Source organism: Planococcus sp. MSAK28401 (assembly GCF_018283455.1).
GTDB classification, from domain to species: domain Bacteria; phylum Bacillota; class Bacilli; order Bacillales_A; family Planococcaceae; genus Planococcus; species Planococcus alpniumensis.
Genome location: NZ_JAAMTH010000001.1, coordinates 2,848,984 through 2,865,176 on the forward strand (window position 1 = coordinate 2,848,984; position 16,193 = coordinate 2,865,176).

13 protein-coding genes and 1 pseudogene are annotated in these 16,193 nt (G+C 49.6%); 4 read left to right on the forward strand and 10 right to left on the reverse strand.

Features of this window, described 5'->3' with window-relative positions; translation table 11 throughout:
• Positions 1–314: 314 nt before the first annotated feature.
• The 5 genes and pseudogenes from G3255_RS14405 to G3255_RS14425 all read right to left on the reverse strand — a co-directional run bounded on the left by G3255_RS14405 (position 315) and on the right by G3255_RS14425 (position 6,330).
• Positions 315–782, reverse strand: coding sequence for a threonine/serine exporter family protein (locus G3255_RS14405; protein ID WP_058382864.1), 468 nt, complete (start codon positions 780–782; stop codon positions 315–317).
• A gap of 12 nt (positions 783–794) precedes the next feature.
• Positions 795–1,550, reverse strand: a complete 756-nt coding sequence (locus G3255_RS14410) for a threonine/serine exporter family protein (RefSeq protein ID WP_121298505.1) — start codon at positions 1,548–1,550, stop codon at positions 795–797.
• Positions 1,551–1,640: 90 nt separating this feature from the next.
• On the reverse strand, positions 1,641–2,780 hold the full coding sequence (locus G3255_RS14415) for a zinc-dependent alcohol dehydrogenase (RefSeq protein ID WP_211655105.1): 1,140 nt from the start codon (positions 2,778–2,780) through the stop codon (positions 1,641–1,643).
• 144 nt (positions 2,781–2,924) lie between these two features.
• Positions 2,925–5,083: pseudogene (locus tag G3255_RS14420) on the reverse strand (beta-propeller domain-containing protein).
• Between the two features lie 50 nt (positions 5,084–5,133).
• Positions 5,134–6,330 (reverse strand): alanyl-tRNA editing protein, encoded by a 1,197-nt coding sequence (locus tag G3255_RS14425; protein WP_349291444.1) that lies wholly within the window; start codon positions 6,328–6,330, stop codon positions 5,134–5,136.
• Positions 6,331–6,406: 76 nt separating this feature from the next.
• Here G3255_RS14425 and G3255_RS14430 point away from each other — a divergent pair, with 76 nt between their 5' ends.
• Positions 6,407–7,318 carry a diacylglycerol/lipid kinase family protein gene (locus G3255_RS14430; RefSeq protein ID WP_211655107.1) on the forward strand — a complete coding sequence of 304 codons (912 nt, stop codon included), beginning with the start codon at positions 6,407–6,409 and terminating at the stop codon, positions 7,316–7,318.
• A gap of 107 nt (positions 7,319–7,425) precedes the next feature.
• Here the strand turns inward: G3255_RS14430 and G3255_RS14435 are convergent, their stop codons facing one another.
• Genes G3255_RS14435 through G3255_RS14445 form a run of 3 tightly spaced genes read right to left on the reverse strand, consistent with a single transcriptional unit; the run spans position 7,426 to position 11,295 of the window.
• Positions 7,426–8,616, reverse strand: coding sequence for an acyl-CoA dehydrogenase family protein (locus G3255_RS14435; protein WP_211655108.1), 1,191 nt, complete (start codon positions 8,614–8,616; stop codon positions 7,426–7,428).
• 16 nt (positions 8,617–8,632) lie between these two features.
• A complete protein-coding gene (locus tag G3255_RS14440; protein ID WP_249222135.1) occupies positions 8,633–9,799 on the reverse strand; it encodes a saccharopine dehydrogenase family protein in 1,167 nt (388 codons plus the stop codon).
• Positions 9,800–9,813: 14 nt separating this feature from the next.
• Positions 9,814–11,295 (reverse strand): aldehyde dehydrogenase family protein, encoded by a 1,482-nt coding sequence (locus tag G3255_RS14445; protein WP_211655110.1) that lies wholly within the window; start codon positions 11,293–11,295, stop codon positions 9,814–9,816.
• Between the two features lie 204 nt (positions 11,296–11,499).
• Between G3255_RS14445 and G3255_RS14450 the strand changes: the two genes are divergently transcribed.
• Positions 11,500–12,294: a MerR family transcriptional regulator gene (locus G3255_RS14450; RefSeq protein ID WP_211655111.1), complete on the forward strand. Its 795-nt coding sequence runs from the start codon at positions 11,500–11,502 to the stop codon at positions 12,292–12,294.
• Complete coding sequence (locus tag G3255_RS20240; RefSeq protein WP_283092923.1) at positions 12,287–12,415, forward strand: hypothetical protein; 129 nt, start codon at positions 12,287–12,289, stop codon at positions 12,413–12,415. The genes G3255_RS14450 and G3255_RS20240 overlap by 8 nt, the downstream gene beginning before the upstream one ends.
• Before the next feature lie 51 nt (positions 12,416–12,466).
• On the opposite strand, the gene trhO is transcribed toward G3255_RS20240, so the two are convergent.
• On the reverse strand, positions 12,467–13,429 hold the full coding sequence (gene trhO, locus G3255_RS14455) for an oxygen-dependent tRNA uridine(34) hydroxylase TrhO (protein WP_211655112.1): 963 nt from the start codon (positions 13,427–13,429) through the stop codon (positions 12,467–12,469).
• 364 nt (positions 13,430–13,793) lie between these two features.
• On the opposite strand from trhO, the gene G3255_RS14460 reads away from it, so the two are divergent.
• Entirely contained in the window at positions 13,794–15,026 is a 1,233-nt protein-coding gene (locus tag G3255_RS14460) for an IS110 family RNA-guided transposase (protein ID WP_211654158.1), read from the forward strand.
• A 179-nt stretch (positions 15,027–15,205) separates the two neighbouring features.
• On the opposite strand, the gene G3255_RS14465 is transcribed toward G3255_RS14460, so the two are convergent.
• Positions 15,206–16,156, reverse strand: a complete 951-nt coding sequence (locus tag G3255_RS14465) for a 2-hydroxyacid dehydrogenase (protein WP_211655113.1) — start codon at positions 16,154–16,156, stop codon at positions 15,206–15,208.
• Between the last annotated feature and the right edge of the window lie 37 nt (positions 16,157–16,193).

Here is a 16,193-nt window from a genome sequence, read left to right on the forward strand (position 1 = left end):
CTTAGTGTGGATATTTAGACATTTGAAGTTAGCATCGCATGGCTACTCGCTGCCTTGCTTTGGGTTGGCCTTTGGCCGCAAGACAGGAAAAACACCTGTCTTGCGGCGTCGGCTCACCCTGTGCGCTCGGCAGCTTATACATTTCACTGATTGTAGGGTGTTTAAAGGAATGTGCTTTTTTACAAGTTGCCGGCTAGCGGGGGAATCGCTTCCCGGGGCTAGTGAAAGATTGAGGCGTTGTTGTCAGATCCTGCATACATTGTTCCCACAAAAAAAAGGCCACCCGTAAAGCTGGCAGCCTGTTGTTTCATTAATCATTCCTGGGTGAAGCCCATTTTTTTCTGAGTGCGTCGTGCTTGATACTTGAAATACAATTGCATGAGCACTTCCGCAAACACCAGGCCCATTGCGATGGCGCCTGAAATCATCAATGCTTGAACAGCGAAATCGACCGCTTCCATGTAATCATTTTCCACGATATTGCGCATCGCATTGTAAGCACGGCTTCCGGGAACGAGCGGGATGATGCCGGCGACACTGAAAATGATCATCGGCATTTTGAAGATTTTCGCCAAGATGTGCGCAACAATCGCGACAATAAAGGCGCCGGCGAAAGTTGCTTGAATCGGGTCATCAAACATGAGGAAATAGCTCCGGTAGAAAAGCCAGCCGCTCATCCCGACAAGTCCGCAACTGATCAGCGTCTTTCTTGGAATATTGAAAATGATGCCGAATGCGCCGGCTGCCAAAAAACTTAGAAACGCCTCCAAAGGCCAGTTCATTCGATCTCCTCCTTAAAATGACAATACGATGGCGATGCCGGCCCCGATGGCGAATGCCGTCAGAAAAGCTTCCGCACCCATCGATAGGCCCGATACAAAATGGCCTGCCATCATATCGCGTACGGCGTTGGTGATCAGCAAGCCGGGCACGAGCGGCATGACCGAACCGATGATGATCGTATCGGGATCGTTCCCGAATCCGCTATATACAACGAGCACCGCTAAAGTACCGATGGCGACCGCTCCGATGAATTCTGCGAAAAACTTGACCCTTGTTTTCACGAGCACCATTTCCACAATATAAAATCCTATTCCCCCGATGAGAAAAGCGAACGGAATGTCCGCCCAGCCACCGCCCATCAAAATCAGGAAGCAGGCACTGGCAACTGCAGCTGCGAGCACTTGCAGCCACAAAGGGAACAAGTAATGGTTTTTTTCGATTTCCGTCATTTCTTCATACGCCTGCTGTAATGTCAGCTGTCCTGCAACAAGGCGTCTCGATACAGCATTGACACGCGCCACCCGTTCTAAGTCGGTGCGGCGTCCGTGAATGCGCACGAAACGCGTCGGCAAATCATTGCTCGGGGAAAACATGATGCCCGCTGGAGTCACAAAGCAATGGGAATCCATCATATTTTGCGAAACCGCCATCCGGATCATCGTATCTTCCACCCGGTATGTCTCCGCGCCGCTTTCCATCATGACTTTTCCGGCCAACAGAAAACAATCCAACGCAAGTTCTCTTCTGACTTCCGATATTTCGGCCATCTGGTCTCCCCCCTTTTCTTCTGTACCATCATACCGCAGGCAAGGCAAAATTAAAACGCTCCGGTTACCGGAGCGTTTCATCGGCATATTTTAAGGTTTTAAAATGACTTTGGTGCATTCGTCTTCGTGATCATTGAAAATCTGATACGCTTCACTGGCTTGATCGAGCGGTACGATGTGTGAGATGATCTCACGCGGATCAAACTCGCCTTTTTCGATTTTTTCTAGGAGCATTGGCATCAAATGGATGACCGGTGCTTGCCCCATCTTCATCGTCACGTTGCGTTCGAACAAATTACCGAGTGGGAATTGATTATAGGTCAATCCATAGACGCCCGTCAATTGGATAGTCCCAAATTTACTGACGGCATCTTTCGCGATATCAATTGCGCTCAACGTTCCGCCTTGCAGCATCAGTTTCTGCTGAACAGCTTCCGCAGGCGATTTCTTGCCGTCCATTCCCACACAATCGATGACGACCCGTGCCCCGCCTTGTGTGATTTCATGGATCAACGCCCCTGTATTATCGTGCTGGCTGAAATCGATGATTTCCACGTTATTCATCTTTTTCGCTTTTTCCATCCGGTACGGCAGTTCATCTACTGCAATAACCCGTGCCGCGCCTTTCATCCAGGCAAACTTCTGGGTCATAAGCCCAATCGGCCCGCAACCGAGAACGACGACCGTGTCGCCTTCTTTGACACCTGCGTTCTCGACGCTCCACCAGGCTGTCGGCAGCACGTCTGAGAGGAACAGTACCTGCTCATCTTCGAGCTCTGATGATTCCGGAATGACCAATGGCATGAAATTAGCATATGGGACGCGTAAATATTCAGCCTGGCCGCCAGAATAATCACCATAGCGTTCCGTCAAGCCGAAATAAGCGCCTGTATCGAAATGAGGGTTGCCATTCGAATTATCGCATTGGCTTTCCATTTCGTGAGAACAATAGAAACAATGTCCGCAGCTGATATTGAATGGCAGGACGATCCGGTCGCCTTTTTTCACTTTTGTGACATCCGGTCCTACCTCTTCAACAATGCCCATCGGTTCATGGCCGATGACAGTATTCTTAGTTGTAGGCAATGCCCCTTGATAGATGTGCAAGTCTGTGCCACAAATGGCGGTGGATGTGATTTTCACGATAATGTCGTCACGCTTTTGAATTTCGGGTGCTTTTACTTCTTTGACTTGCATATCTTTTGTTCCTTGAAATGTTACTGCCTTCATATTTTTCCCTCCCGTTTATTGATATCAGAATATTTCTGTTATTCCCGTTTTCTGTCAGCCCAAACGTTCATTTTCCAATCCCATTCCACCTGGAATCAACAAAAAGCGGATCTCCCTGAAGAGATCCGCTTACAGAAAATCTATTTATTGAAGTGGCAAAGTGTTGAGTGGTTCAAAATCGGATAGACGATAACTTCTGATTTCCGTATTTGCCACTGTAAACAAGGCGTCTTTTGCATAAGCCAGGCGCTGGACCGATGTATTCCAATCTTCATAGGGCTGGTCGGACGCTTGAGTCAAATCGCCTGATAGCTCGATCCCTTCTGGCGTGATCGAGTAAATCAAAGCTCCTTCTGCCTCAAATTCGATATACTCCTCACCGTCGCCTTCATAGATCGAGACAGGAAAACCGAATAGGCTTTGCTGTTCGTGACGAAATAAAGCTTTGTGGTCGTATTGCAAGGCGGAATAAGTTCCAGGCCCGCCGATGATTTCGGTATCAGTTTCCTTGGGGTTGCCCATATCGCTGACATCGAACAGCGAAATTTTCATCCCGCCGGTCACGATGCGTGGCTCGCCGCCCCCTTTAACAGCCTCGATTTTCGTATCATAGCCAAAACCGATTAAATGATTGTCATCAAGTGGGTGCAAATAATTGGAAAATCCAGGAATTTTCAATTCACCCAACACTTCTGGATCAGCAGGGTCTGAAACATCGATCGCAAACAGCGGATCGGTCTCACGGAACGTCACCATATAGGCTTTGCTGCCGATAAAGCGAACCGAATAGATGCGTTCGTCCGGTGCCAAGTTTTCCACTGAACGACTTGCTCCAATTGTTCGTTTAAAATGAACAGGTGGTTTTTCGATTCAGAAGCTGGCGACCAGCCGACTCCTTCTGTTGTCGCCAAACGGAAATGCCCTTCGAATTCATCCATCGAAAATTGGTTCAACAAGGAACCTTTCACCCGGGCCGAAGCGATAAATTCCACCAAGGTGCCATCCAAGCCGAATTTGAAGATTTCCGTATCCGCTTGCTGTGGCACCCAAAGCGCCGTATCTTCAAACTCCCCTTCAGCCGTCTCAAACGCAGACGCCGTCAAATAGAGATGCTGCTTGTTCATATACAGCTGTTCATTGCCGCCTAAAAAGCCTTTTGTGGAAATTTCGTTTGACGCGGGCGCTTCCATGCTAACGGCGGTGATGACGCTGTAGCTCCCTTCCATTGTCCCTGGCAAGATGGTCAAGTCTTCGTAAGGCAAAGGTTCAAGGCCTCCGCCTTGCGCGGAATCGAAGAGTCTTGGCCGCAGTTCGATATCCGGCTGCTCTTCCAATATCCAATAATTCGGGAACACATTGCTGACATAATACAGGATGCCGTTTGATAGCCTCGCATTATTGAATGAGCCTTCATTGCCGAATTCTCGGATCAGCTGCGGATTTTCAGGTGAAGCTACATCATAGAGTGAGACGGCTGTAATGCCCGAATAAGGCATAAAGCTTTCCATTTCCGCATCTCCTTCAGTTTCCATGAGCGAAAAGCGGCTGGAAATGACGGCAAGCGTATCGCCGAATAAGAATAATTCCTCTGGATACGTTTCTCCGTCAAACTCCAACACTGCTGCAAGCTCCATGTTTTCGGGATCCCTGATATCAGAAATCACGACACGCGACTCGCTGACGGAATATAAATAATTACCGTCCGTTTGCACAATATCCCCTTCATCGATGCCTTCGACTTGGTTATTTGTGGACGAATGGTCGCCGCCTCCCATTCCGCCCGACTCGCCTGAAGCGCTGTCCTCCGCTTCCTCTACTCCTTCGCCGAAGCCGCGATAAAACGGGTTATCCTTTTGGAGATTCAGCAATCGCGTAAAATAAGTACGCAGTTCCTCTTCCCCGCTCAGGTTCTGGACTTCATCTTGTATCGTGAACTCGAGCCGGTTTGTCGAAAGGCTTTTCAGGAAACTGCTCGATAAGGCGGCTTTGGTGACATGAAGCGTATAGTCTCCGCTTGCGATCTCCGGAACTTCGAGCGTCCTGCCGCCATTCGCCAATTGCATATCGAGATCGAGCTTTTGGCCATCCGTGCCCGTAAGGTAAAGGGCACCTTTTTCAATCGCGTCTGCATCGAGCGGTGCTGAAAAATTTGCCCGCCAGCCGGATTCTGAAAGGGCTGTGGAGGATCCGCTGATGGCTACATTTTCCGTCAGTATAATAAAAGCTATACCTGAAAACACTAAAAGAATTGCCGCTATCCACCAGGCTCTGCTCCATTTCACGAACATCACGACCTTTCCCATGCCATTTACCCATTAGACCCCTCACGTATCCAAAAAGTTACAGCTGGTGTTCAGCCATTTGCATGAAGTTCGTTGAAAATTTCCTGGAAGCGTTCGAACGGTTTTTCTGTATGGCCGCCGCCTTGTGCAAGTGCAGGAGTTCCGCCTCCCTTGCCGTCTGTTTCTTGAAGCAAGCGTTTCAGGGTCTCTCTCATATCGGCGGAAGATTCATTGCCGCGAGCACATACTAACCGAATGCTGCCTTCTGCGTGGGCTGCAAACAACAGGCAGACAGACGGGTATTCTTCAGTCGCCAGGCGCGCCAGCTGCTGCAGTTCCTTGACTGGCCGGTCGCCAAAATTCCGGATCGCGACGCCCTCTTCCGGTGTTAACGCTTTTGCCTCTGCCGATAGCAGCTGTTTTTTCAATTCCGCTATTTCCTTGTCGGCTGCAATTTTTTCTGACAACAAAGCATCAGCAGCTTGCACCAGTTCAGGGAGCGGGGCATTCAGCTTCCCGATCAATGCATCGCTCACATCGCTCACTTTGCCAAAATGTTCGAGCGCTCGTTCTCCGCATAGGAAATAGAGCCGCATGCCGCCTTTCGCTTTTTCAGTCCCAAGAATTTTCATCAAACCGATTTCCGCGGCATTGTCAGGATGCGTGCCGCCACATGCATTCAAATCGATGCCTTCTATTTCCACCAAGCGGATGTCGCCTGTGACAGCGGGCGGCTTCCGAAGAGCCAATTGCCCAAGTTGCTGTTCATTTACAAAACGCTTGCGGATCGGCAAATGCTGGCTAATGATCCGGTTGGCTTCAAGTTCCACTTGCTGCAATGTTTTGCGGTCAATGGCCGCTTGATGCAAATCGATTGACACCCGCTCTTGACCAAGATGGAAACTGGTGGTCTGGTAGCCATGACGGTCTTCCAGTAAAGCGCTCAAAAGATGCTGGCCGGCATGTTGCTGCATATGGTCCCACCTTCTTTGCCAATCCAGCGTCGCCTTGTATTCGCCTGGATCCAGCTGTCGGTCCAAATAATGGCGAATTTCCCCATCCTGATTTTGCACATCAAGCACTGCGGCCGTTCCGATCACTCCTTGGTCTGCTGGCTGCCCGCCCCCTTCCGGATAAAAGCAGGTCTCGTTTAGAACGACATATGGCCCGCGTTCATTAGCTGACGATTCGGCCACTTGAACCGTAATTTCTTTTAAATATGGATCCTCGTAATATAATTTTTTCGTCATATGAGCACTCCTTTTCACGGAATTCCGCTGATGCGTTTACTGCCCCTCCATAAGTGGAATGGTTGAGTAACGATGAAGAATGGAGGACTTACGCATGGCCGGATTCACACATTCCGTATTATTGTATAATGCTCAGGCAGGTGCGTCCACGTTAGATGCGGTTATGAGCTTGGCTGTCCCGCAAATTGCCGCGTCTTCAAAAACACTGGAGCTGATTAAAACCGATTCCCCGGAAGAAATGGAATCAATCTGTCGTTCTGCCGCCGAACGCGCCGATGCATTATTTGTCGCAGGCGGCGACGGCACCGTCCACTTGGCTGCACACGCACTGAGCTCAATCGACAACCCGCCTCCCCTCGGCATTTTGCCGAGCGGAACGTGCAATGATTTTGCGCGCACGATGAATATTCCTTTGTACCTTGACGAGGCAGCAAAAAGCTTAAGCCAAGGTACAATGCAACAAGTCGACACTGCTACCATCAACGAAGGGACGTTCTTGAACTTCGCAGGCATCGGCTTGATCACGGATGCTTCCTTCAACATCGATCCCGACTTAAAGGAACGCTACGGCAAGCTCAGCTATTTCATGAGCGCAATGCAGACGATGCGGCAAGCAGAGTCTTTTAATGTGTCACTGGTGATTGACGGGCAAGCATATGAAGAAGAAGCTGTCGTGGTGCTAGCCATGAACGGAAAATCCATCGGCACTCATTTATTTCCGATGCAAAGCATTGACCCCGCAGATGGGCTCTTGGATGTTTTCATCATCCAAAGCTCATCATTCGCCGCCATACGCGAATGGTTTTCATTGTCAAAACCCAATCTTACTGCAGAAGACCTTGAGCACATCATCCATTTGCAGGGAAAAGAAATCGAAATCCACACAGACGCCCCGATGGATATTGATACGGACGGTGAAATCTATATGAAGACACCGGCATCGATTAGCGTCCAACCAGGAAAACTCAATTTGCTTGTGCCAAAAGAAGAAGATATTTTTACGTAAAAAAACTGCCGGATACTACTCGGCAGTTGGTTGAAGGAACGGGCTCTACGCCCGTTCTTTTTATTTTTTTTGAAAAGAAGTCGAACTTCTAGGCGTGGAATCCAGCTTTACTCGAATGGCCAGGCAGGCAGCATCCGGTTCAATTCTTTGTCTTCCCGTTTGCCGAGCACATAATCCGCCTGCATGAGCGTATGAATCTCCCGGGTTCCTTCGTAAATGACCGGCGCTTTGGAATTGCGCAGATAGCGGGCGACTGGATACTCATCGGAATAGCCGTAAGCACCATGGATTTGCACCGCGTCGTCCGCCGCTTTATTAGCAAAATTGCATGCCTGCCATTTGGCGAGAGAGGTTTCGCGCGTATTGCGCTTGCCACTGTTCTTCAATTCGCCCGCCCGGTAAACGAGCAAGCGGCTCATCTGGTAGCCCGCTTCCATATTGGCGAGCATTTGCTGCACCAGCTGATGCTCGCCGATCGGCTTGCCGAAGGTTGTGCGCGTCTTGCAATAATCCAAGCTTGCTTCCAAACAGGCCATCATCAAGCCGCATGCGCCGGCAGCGACCGTAAAACGGCCATTGTCGAGTGAAGCCATCGCTATTTTAAAGCCCTCGCCTTCTTCCCCAAGCCGGTTGCTTACCGGAATACGCACATCTTCCATGAACAATTCGCCGGTATTTCCGGCCCGTATACCGTATTTCCCTTTAATTGCCTTGGATGAAAATCCTTCACGGTCACGTTCTACGATAAAAGCACTGATTCCTTTATGCGATTTCTCTTTATCAACATAGGCGAAAACGAGGAAATGGTCTGCTTGGTCACAGAGTGAAATCCATGTTTTCTGGCCGTTCAGCACATAGTCGTTTCCGTCGCGTTTAGCGGTCGTTGAAAGCGCCGCCACGTCCGACCCGGCTCCCGGCTCTGTCAGGCCGAACGCGCCGATTTTTTCGCCTTTTGCCTGCGGCACCAAAAATTTCTGCTTTTGCTCTTCTGTGCCCCATTGCAGAAGCGATAGTGAATTCAGGCCGGTATGGACAGAAACGGCCGTGCGGAACGTGGTGTCGCCGCGCTCCAGCTCTTCGCAGACGATGGCCAGTGAATTATAATCCATGCCGCTGCCACCGTATGCTTCCGGAATGCACACGCCCATAAGCCCGAGATCGGCCAAGCGCTGCCAAATCGATCCGGGGAAATGCCCCTCTGTGTCCCAGACTTTTATATGTGGCATTATTTCATCATCGACAAACTTTCGGACGGTTTTGCGCAGCATCTCTTGCTCTTCGCTATGTTCAAAATCCATGCCGTTTCCCTCCTTGCTAGTTATGATGCGTTGCCCGCTGTACGGTTTCTTCAATGTGTACGCCGCGCCGCTTCATTTCCGCGATGTATACATCACCCGGCACCACTTGCTCGGGCGGATAGACGCCGCGTTTTTGGATGCGCCCATCCGCAATCATTTGCGCCACGACAGAGATGCTGTAGGCCGTTGCCTGCGCCATCGCCGTGACACCGGTTGACTCATCGCGAATGGTCACCATTTCATATCGGTATGTGCATTCCTCTTGCTCTTTCAACCCGGAAACCGTCACACGCAAAAGCACTGCATCTTTGTCTTCGCCCAGTTCTGTAATCGGCTCCAGCACTTTCAGCAACACTTCGCGGAGTGAAACTTCATGCCCGCCAGCAGTCACTTTTTCTTCCCGGTTCGTCAAGCCTAATTCGACAAGCAAACGGAACTTATCGGCATGCCCCCGGTAGCGAATCGTTTTGTATTCCAGCGAATCCACGTCGTGGAAGGTTTTTGTCAAGGTCGATGTGCCGCCTGAAGTATGGAATGCTTCCAGCTCATTGAACCCTTCGAACGCGATCGGCTCGATTTCCGATAGCGACTCGACCTCTTCTAATGCCCCGCCGCGAATGACATGCGACGGATCGGTGTAATGATCAAAAACGCCTTCGAGCGAGAAAACATGTTTGTATTCGAGCGGCGGTTCCGGGTGAAGCGGAATACCCCCGACATAAATGCGGATCGATTCGACCTCATCCAATTGGCTTGCCCCATAGCCGGTTAAAATATTGATCATCCCTGGCGCAACACCAAGATCCGGTATGACGGTCACGCCTTGGCTGGCCGCTTGCTCGTGCATGGCAAGCACCTTGTCCGTAGCGCCGCCGATATGCCCGCCGAGGTCGACGGAATGAACCCCGCATTCAATCGCGATTTTTGCCACTTTCTCATTGAAGGTATAGAACAACGCATTGATCACGACATCTGCCTGTGCGATGACTTGCTTTAGTTCAATATTATTACTTGCATCCATCTTGGCGATTTCAAGCCGCGGATCGTTCAATTGCTGGCGGAACGCTTGCGCTTTTTCCGTTGTCCGGTCTGCCAGAATCACTTTCTCCACCTGCTCATTACGAAGTAAATCACGCGCTGCCTGTTTCCCCATCAATCCAGCTCCGAGTACCGCAAATTTCATCTCCGCCGCCCCCTTTATGATTCGTTGTCGATCTGTGCCCGCTGCAGTTTGCCGCTGAAGTCCACATAGACGCTTTTCCATTCGGTAAAGACGTCAAGTGCTGCGACGCCTGAATCGCGGTGGCCATTGCCGGTGCCTTTTGTGCCACCGAACGGCAAATGGATTTCAGCCCCCGTCGTTCCGGCGTTGATGTAGACGATTCCTGTATCGAGGTCGCGCTGGGCTTTGAATGCCCGGTTAACATCCGCTGTGAAAATTGAGCTCGACAATCCGTAAATGACTCCGTTGTTCACTTCGATCGCTTCTTCGAAACTTGCAACTTCAATCAAGGAAATGACTGGCCCGAAAATCTCTTCCTGTGCAATGCGCATTCCTGGCGTTACACCCGCAAACAATGTCGGTGCGTAATAGTTCCCTTTATCGTAATGCCCGCCCGTTAAGATTTCGCCGCCCCTGACGAGTTCTGCACCTTCTTCTTTGCCGATTTCAATATAGGAATGGATTTTCTCGAGTGCTTTCTTATTGATGACCGGCCCGACTTTGACGGATTCATCCATGCCGTCACCTATCGTCAATTTGTCCATCTTTTCAAGCAGGCGCTGCTGCAGCTGTTCTTTGACATCCCGATGGACGATGACACGACTGCAGGCGGTGCATCGCTGGCCTGCGGTGCCGAACGCACTCCATAAAATACCGTCGACTGCTAGGTCCAAATCCGCATCGTCCATGACGATGACCGCATTTTTCCCGCCCATCTCAAGCGATACTTTCTTCAAATGGCGTCCGCCGAGTTCTGCTACTTTACGTCCTGTATCCGTCGAGCCCGTAAACGAAATGACCCGGACATCCCGGTGCTCGATCATCGCCGTCCCGACTTCTGAACCGGAACCGAAAACGATATTCGCCACACCGTCCGGCAAGCCCGCTTCCTTGAAAATCTTAGCCATTTCATAAGCCATCATCGGCGTTTCAGTCGCTGGTTTCCAGATGAATGCATTGCCCGCGACGATCGCCGGGAAAGATTTCCACGTTGCAATCGCTACCGGAAAATTCCACGGGGTGATAAGCCCGACGACACCGATCGGCGCACGGACACTCATCGCGAATTTATCCGCAAGTTCCGAAGGCGTCGTTTCGCCAAATAACCTTCTGCCTTCGCCTGCCATATAGAACGCCATGTCGATGCCTTCCTGAACTTCGCCACGGCCTTCTTCGATCACTTTCCCCATTTCTTTCGTCAACACTGCCGCGAGCTGTTCTTTCCGCTCTTTCATCAAGCGCCCGATTTCATATAAATAATCCGCGCGTTTCGGTGCCGGGACAAGTGCCCAGCCTTTCTGCGCTGCTTTGGCTGCTTTCACCGCTTCCTCTACATCTGCGGCAGTTGACCGCTGTACCGCTGCCAACTCTTCGCCTGTTGCCGGATTGACGACAGGCACAAAACTAGCACCCGCCTCCTGTTGGAATTCCCCATTTACAAAATTCGTCAGTTTCATCGAATTACCCCTTTCTACAATAAATGTAAACGCTCTCACTATTTACTCTATTCCCTACAAAACGGAAAACTCCTACATGCTTTCATAACTTCCTTCTGCAACTTTGCAAAGCCGGCCATATTCGGGCGCTTTTACAATAAAATTCCCCGGAAACGGTTGACACTGACCATTCGTCATAGTCTAATCAAGATAGAGGTGATTGAAATGTACAAAGTACAAGAAGTGGCAAAAATCGCGGGCGTTAGCGTACGGACGCTGCACCATTACGACAGCATCGATTTAATGAAACCGAGCAATAAAGGATCGAACCGATACCGCTATTACAGCGACGACGACTTGAAATTGCTGCAGCAAATCCTATTCCTTAAAGAACTCGGATTTTCATTGAAGAAAATCCAGGAAATCATAAAAAATGGCTATGATGCAGAATATGCCATGGCACGCCATATCGAATTGCTTGAACAGAAAAAATTCCGCATTGAGCAATTGATCGATAACGCACGGATGACGCAAGAGGAGTTTTCATCGGGAGAACCCCTCAGCAACGAACAGCGCTTTTCTGCGTTCTCCATCCGCCATACGCCGGATCGCATCGACTTGTACCAGAAACCTGAAATTGAAGTATCCGTCAAGGACGACCTTGAAAACATCAAGGAAGAGACTTCTGTGCTGGAAGCTTCAGAACCGGAAGCAGCAAAACCGCAGAAAGAAGCCGAGAACTTGGAAGAGATCGACCGGGAAGCGAATCGCATCTACAGCGCTGTTGCGAGCCTTATGGATTTGCCGGCCGATGCACGGGAAGTCCAGAAGGAAATGGCCGCGTATTACCATTTGCTCGACCGCTTCTATGAATGCACGCCGAACATGTTCCGCAACTTGGCCAATCTTTATGCGAACGACAGCCGCTTTTCGCGGACCATCGACCAGCATGGCGACGGTCTATCCGACTATCTGAAAGACGCGATGCACGTGCACGCGGATGCCCTGCAGCATGCATGAGCTTATCGGCCCTTGCAGCAATTGCGGCAAAGATGTCTATTGCCGTGACGGATTTTTGGACGGCGTCTATATCGACGGCGAATTGATTTGCCACGATTGTGCAGAAGAACTCGAACATTAAACCATAAAGAAAAGCCTGAACGGATAATGCCGTTCAGGCTTTTTGGGTTACTTATGATTGTGCAGTTTCTTTTAATGCATCAAGGCGCTGTTTTACTTCTTCGCCAGTCAACCCGTGTTCAAAAGCATAGCGGTTGCGTGGATGCTCGCGGCATTCATCTGAACATGAACGCATGTATTTATGCTCGTTTTCTTCTGAAGATAAAATCTTCGCGTTGCATTCAGGGTTTGCGCAGTTGACATAGCGCTCACAAGGCTCGCCCGTGAAATGGTCTTTCCCGACAACGGTATGCTCCACGCGATTGACCGGCACAGCGATGCGCTCATCAAAGACGTACAATTGGCCATCCCAAAGCTTGCCCTGGACTTCTGGGTCTTTGCCGTAGGTGACGATGCCCCCGTGAAGTTGGTTGACGTCATCAAAGCCTTCACGTTTCAGCCATCCTGAGAATTTTTCACAGCGGATGCCGCCTGTGCAATAGGTCAGGATTTTCTTGCCTTCAAACTGCTCTTTATTGTCGCGGATCCACTCCGGCAAATCACGGAAGGTTTCCACGTCAGGACGCACCGCACCGCGGAAATGGCCCAAGTCGTATTCGTAGTCGTTGCGTGCATCGATGACCACGGTATCCTGGTCTTGCATCAATTTATAAAATTCTTTTGGTTCCAAATAATTTCCGGTCAATTCGTTCGGGTCGATATCTTCTTCAAGTCCAAGGTGGACGATTTCGTTTTTCGCACGAACGTGCATTTTTTTGAAAGCATGGCCCTCTGCTTCGTCGATTTTAAAGACGATGTCCGCAAAGCGCGAATCACTCTTAAGCATCTCCATGTATTGTTCCGTTTGCTCGATCGTACCGGAGCATGTGCCATTGATTCCTTCGTCCGATACGAGGATGCGGCCTTTCAATCCCAATTCCTTACAGGCAGCCAAATGCTCGGCAGCGAACTCTTCCGGATTTTCAATTGGGGTGTATAGATAGTACAGTAAGACATTATGTGTATGATTTTGCATGAATCATACCTCCTGATTTTCGATTTGGCACATTTCCTTGATACAGGAAAAACCTAGCCTATTTTACCCCAGCGTGCTAAAAAATTCAACTTCTCGCGAATCCCTATGCACTAAATATAAATAAAACATACTAAGATTAGTAGGACGAACCAAGGCATTGGTTTGTCCTACTATTTTTTTATAGTAGAGGTGAAGCGGAGGTCGAGGCAGTTTTGGGATCTTGAATCCGTAAATAAAACGGACCTCCTTCACCCACCTTATCTGAATCAGGTTTGAGTATGTGGGATCCATTGAGATCGTGTAGAAGAAATGGGAATCGGTAAGGATCGGTGAAGCTTCCAATCAAAATGAAGGAGTGTGGGAGATGAAACATGTCATCGCTTTTGATGTCAGTATGGGGAAAAGCTATATTGTGGTCTATAACGCGCTGAAAACCTGTATCGCTGAAAAAGAAATCCAGCACACGCGCGAAGATTTTGCTGCGTTGAAGCTGCTGATTGACGACCTAACCGCAGGTTATGATGAGGTGCCACACCTGGTATTTGAATCCACCGGCGTTTATTCACGCCAACTCGAACGCTTCATGCAAGAAAACAGTTATCCGTATTATCTGATGAATCCCCTGGAAGCCAAACTGCAGAATGACCGGTTGCGGAAACATAAGACGGACCGCGCAGACGCTCATCAGCTCGCAAGCAGCCACTTCCAAAATGAACGTCGCCTGGAGACACCGTCATTAGATGTCTACCGGCAACTCAAGAAACTATCCCGGCATTACACGGATCTGGATGCGGAGCTGGCCGTCGTCAGGGGACGTCTGCACACGGAACTGCAGCTCACTTTCCCGGAACTGACTGACTTGTTCACGACAAAATCGGACCTCTTTCTTCGGTTAGTGCAGTTGTTTCCGCATCCCGACCTCGTGTTAGGGAACTCCAAAACGTTGCTTAGAAACCGGATTCTCGCCAATACTGAAAAGCGAACGTCCACTAAAAAAGCAGAAGAAAAAGCCATCCAACTGCTGGATGCCGCCAATAGTTCCTACCCTGCGGTAAAGGTCGATGACCTTGCTTGTGAGCTGGTTCGACTGTACGCTAAGCGGTTCCAGGAGCTTGTCTTTCTGAAAGAGGCGTGTATCGAGAAAATGGCCGCGCTTGCTTCTCCGTTGGACGAGTATGCCATTCTGTTAAGTATTCCAGGCATCGGAGACAATACCGCCGTTCGCTTGCTAGCTGAGATTGGCGATATCGGGCGATTTGAGAATCATAAGCAGTTGAATGCCTTTGCCGGCATCGACATTCGCCGTTACCAATCCGGTAAGTTTCTCGCAAGGGACCGCATCAATAAACGCGGAAACAAACACCTCCGCAAACTGCTTTACATTATCATTATGAACATGCTTAAACAGAAGCGCCTGTCTCAGAACCACCTGGTGGATTATTATCAGAAATTAAAAAAACAACCTTATAACAAATGTCATAAGGTTGCCGTGGTGGCCTGCATGAACAAGCTGCTCAAAACGATTCACCACTTGGTCACACACCAATTACGCTACGATTACAGGCTAAGCCCCTGTACCGTGGCACCTAAAGTTTAACACATTTTGCCCCTGCTAAAAAAAAGAAAAAGCCGGAGGTTTTTTGGCATGCCTATTTTTAGTTATGATTAATTTCCGCCTCCTAAAAGATAAGACCTCACGGAAAAACCTCTTTGAAATTGATTAAAAACTATTGACTAATCGTAAGAAAAACAGCCCCGATTTACGGGACTGTTTTCTTAGCACACCCGGTTCTTGACCGGTTTGCTGTTTGCGCAAGCTTGCAGCGCTTCTTTGTTCAGTTGCATCATCGCATAGCGCGTCTGCACCGTTGCGCTCCCGATATGCGGCGTAACCGTTAAATTATTGAGCGTTTGAAGTGGGTGGTCCAGCGGCAGCGGCTCTTGTTCGAACACATCGAGCCCCGCTCCCCAAATGGACTTATTCTTCAATGCTTCATAAAGGGCTTGTTCATCGACAATCCCGCCTCTGCCGCAATTGATGAGAATCGCAGTCTCTTTCATCAAGGATAGCTCACGTTCGCCGATCATGCCTTTCGTTTGTTCGGTAAGCGGCGCAAGGACCACAACGAAATCGGAGCGTTTCAATAAATCATCAAGCTCCGCATATTGGGCTTCTTCCAGGCTTTTGCGCGTCCGGTTATGATAGATGACTTCCATATTGAAGCCTTGCGCACGCATGCACACCGCTTCCCCGATGCGTCCCATCCCGACAATCCCAACAGTGGTGCCATGCACGTTCTGGCCGGTCAATCCCATCGGCGTCCAAGCTTGCCATTCGCCGTTTCTCACTGTCTTTTCCGCTTCGATCAAGCGGCGGGCCGTGGCCAGCATCAAAGCAAATGTTAAGTCAGCCGTTGTTTCAGTCAAAACATCCGGTGTATTCGTGACGATCACTTTATGTTCTCTCGCTGCATCGAGATCGATATTATTATAACCGACCGCCAAATTCACGACGATTTTCAAGTTCGGCGCCGATTCGAATAGCTCACGGTCGATTTCATCGCCGAGCATCGTCCACAGCGCCTTCGCTTCCTTCGCTTCTTCAAGTAATTTTTCACGAGGCGCATTGCGTTCTTCTTCCGGCCACATGCGCACTTCATAGACATCGTGCAAATCCGCTACTGCCTCTTCTGGCAATTGCTGTGTAATGAATAAAATCGGTTTCATGAAACTCCTCCACCCTTCTCCTGATTAACTTTCCTAT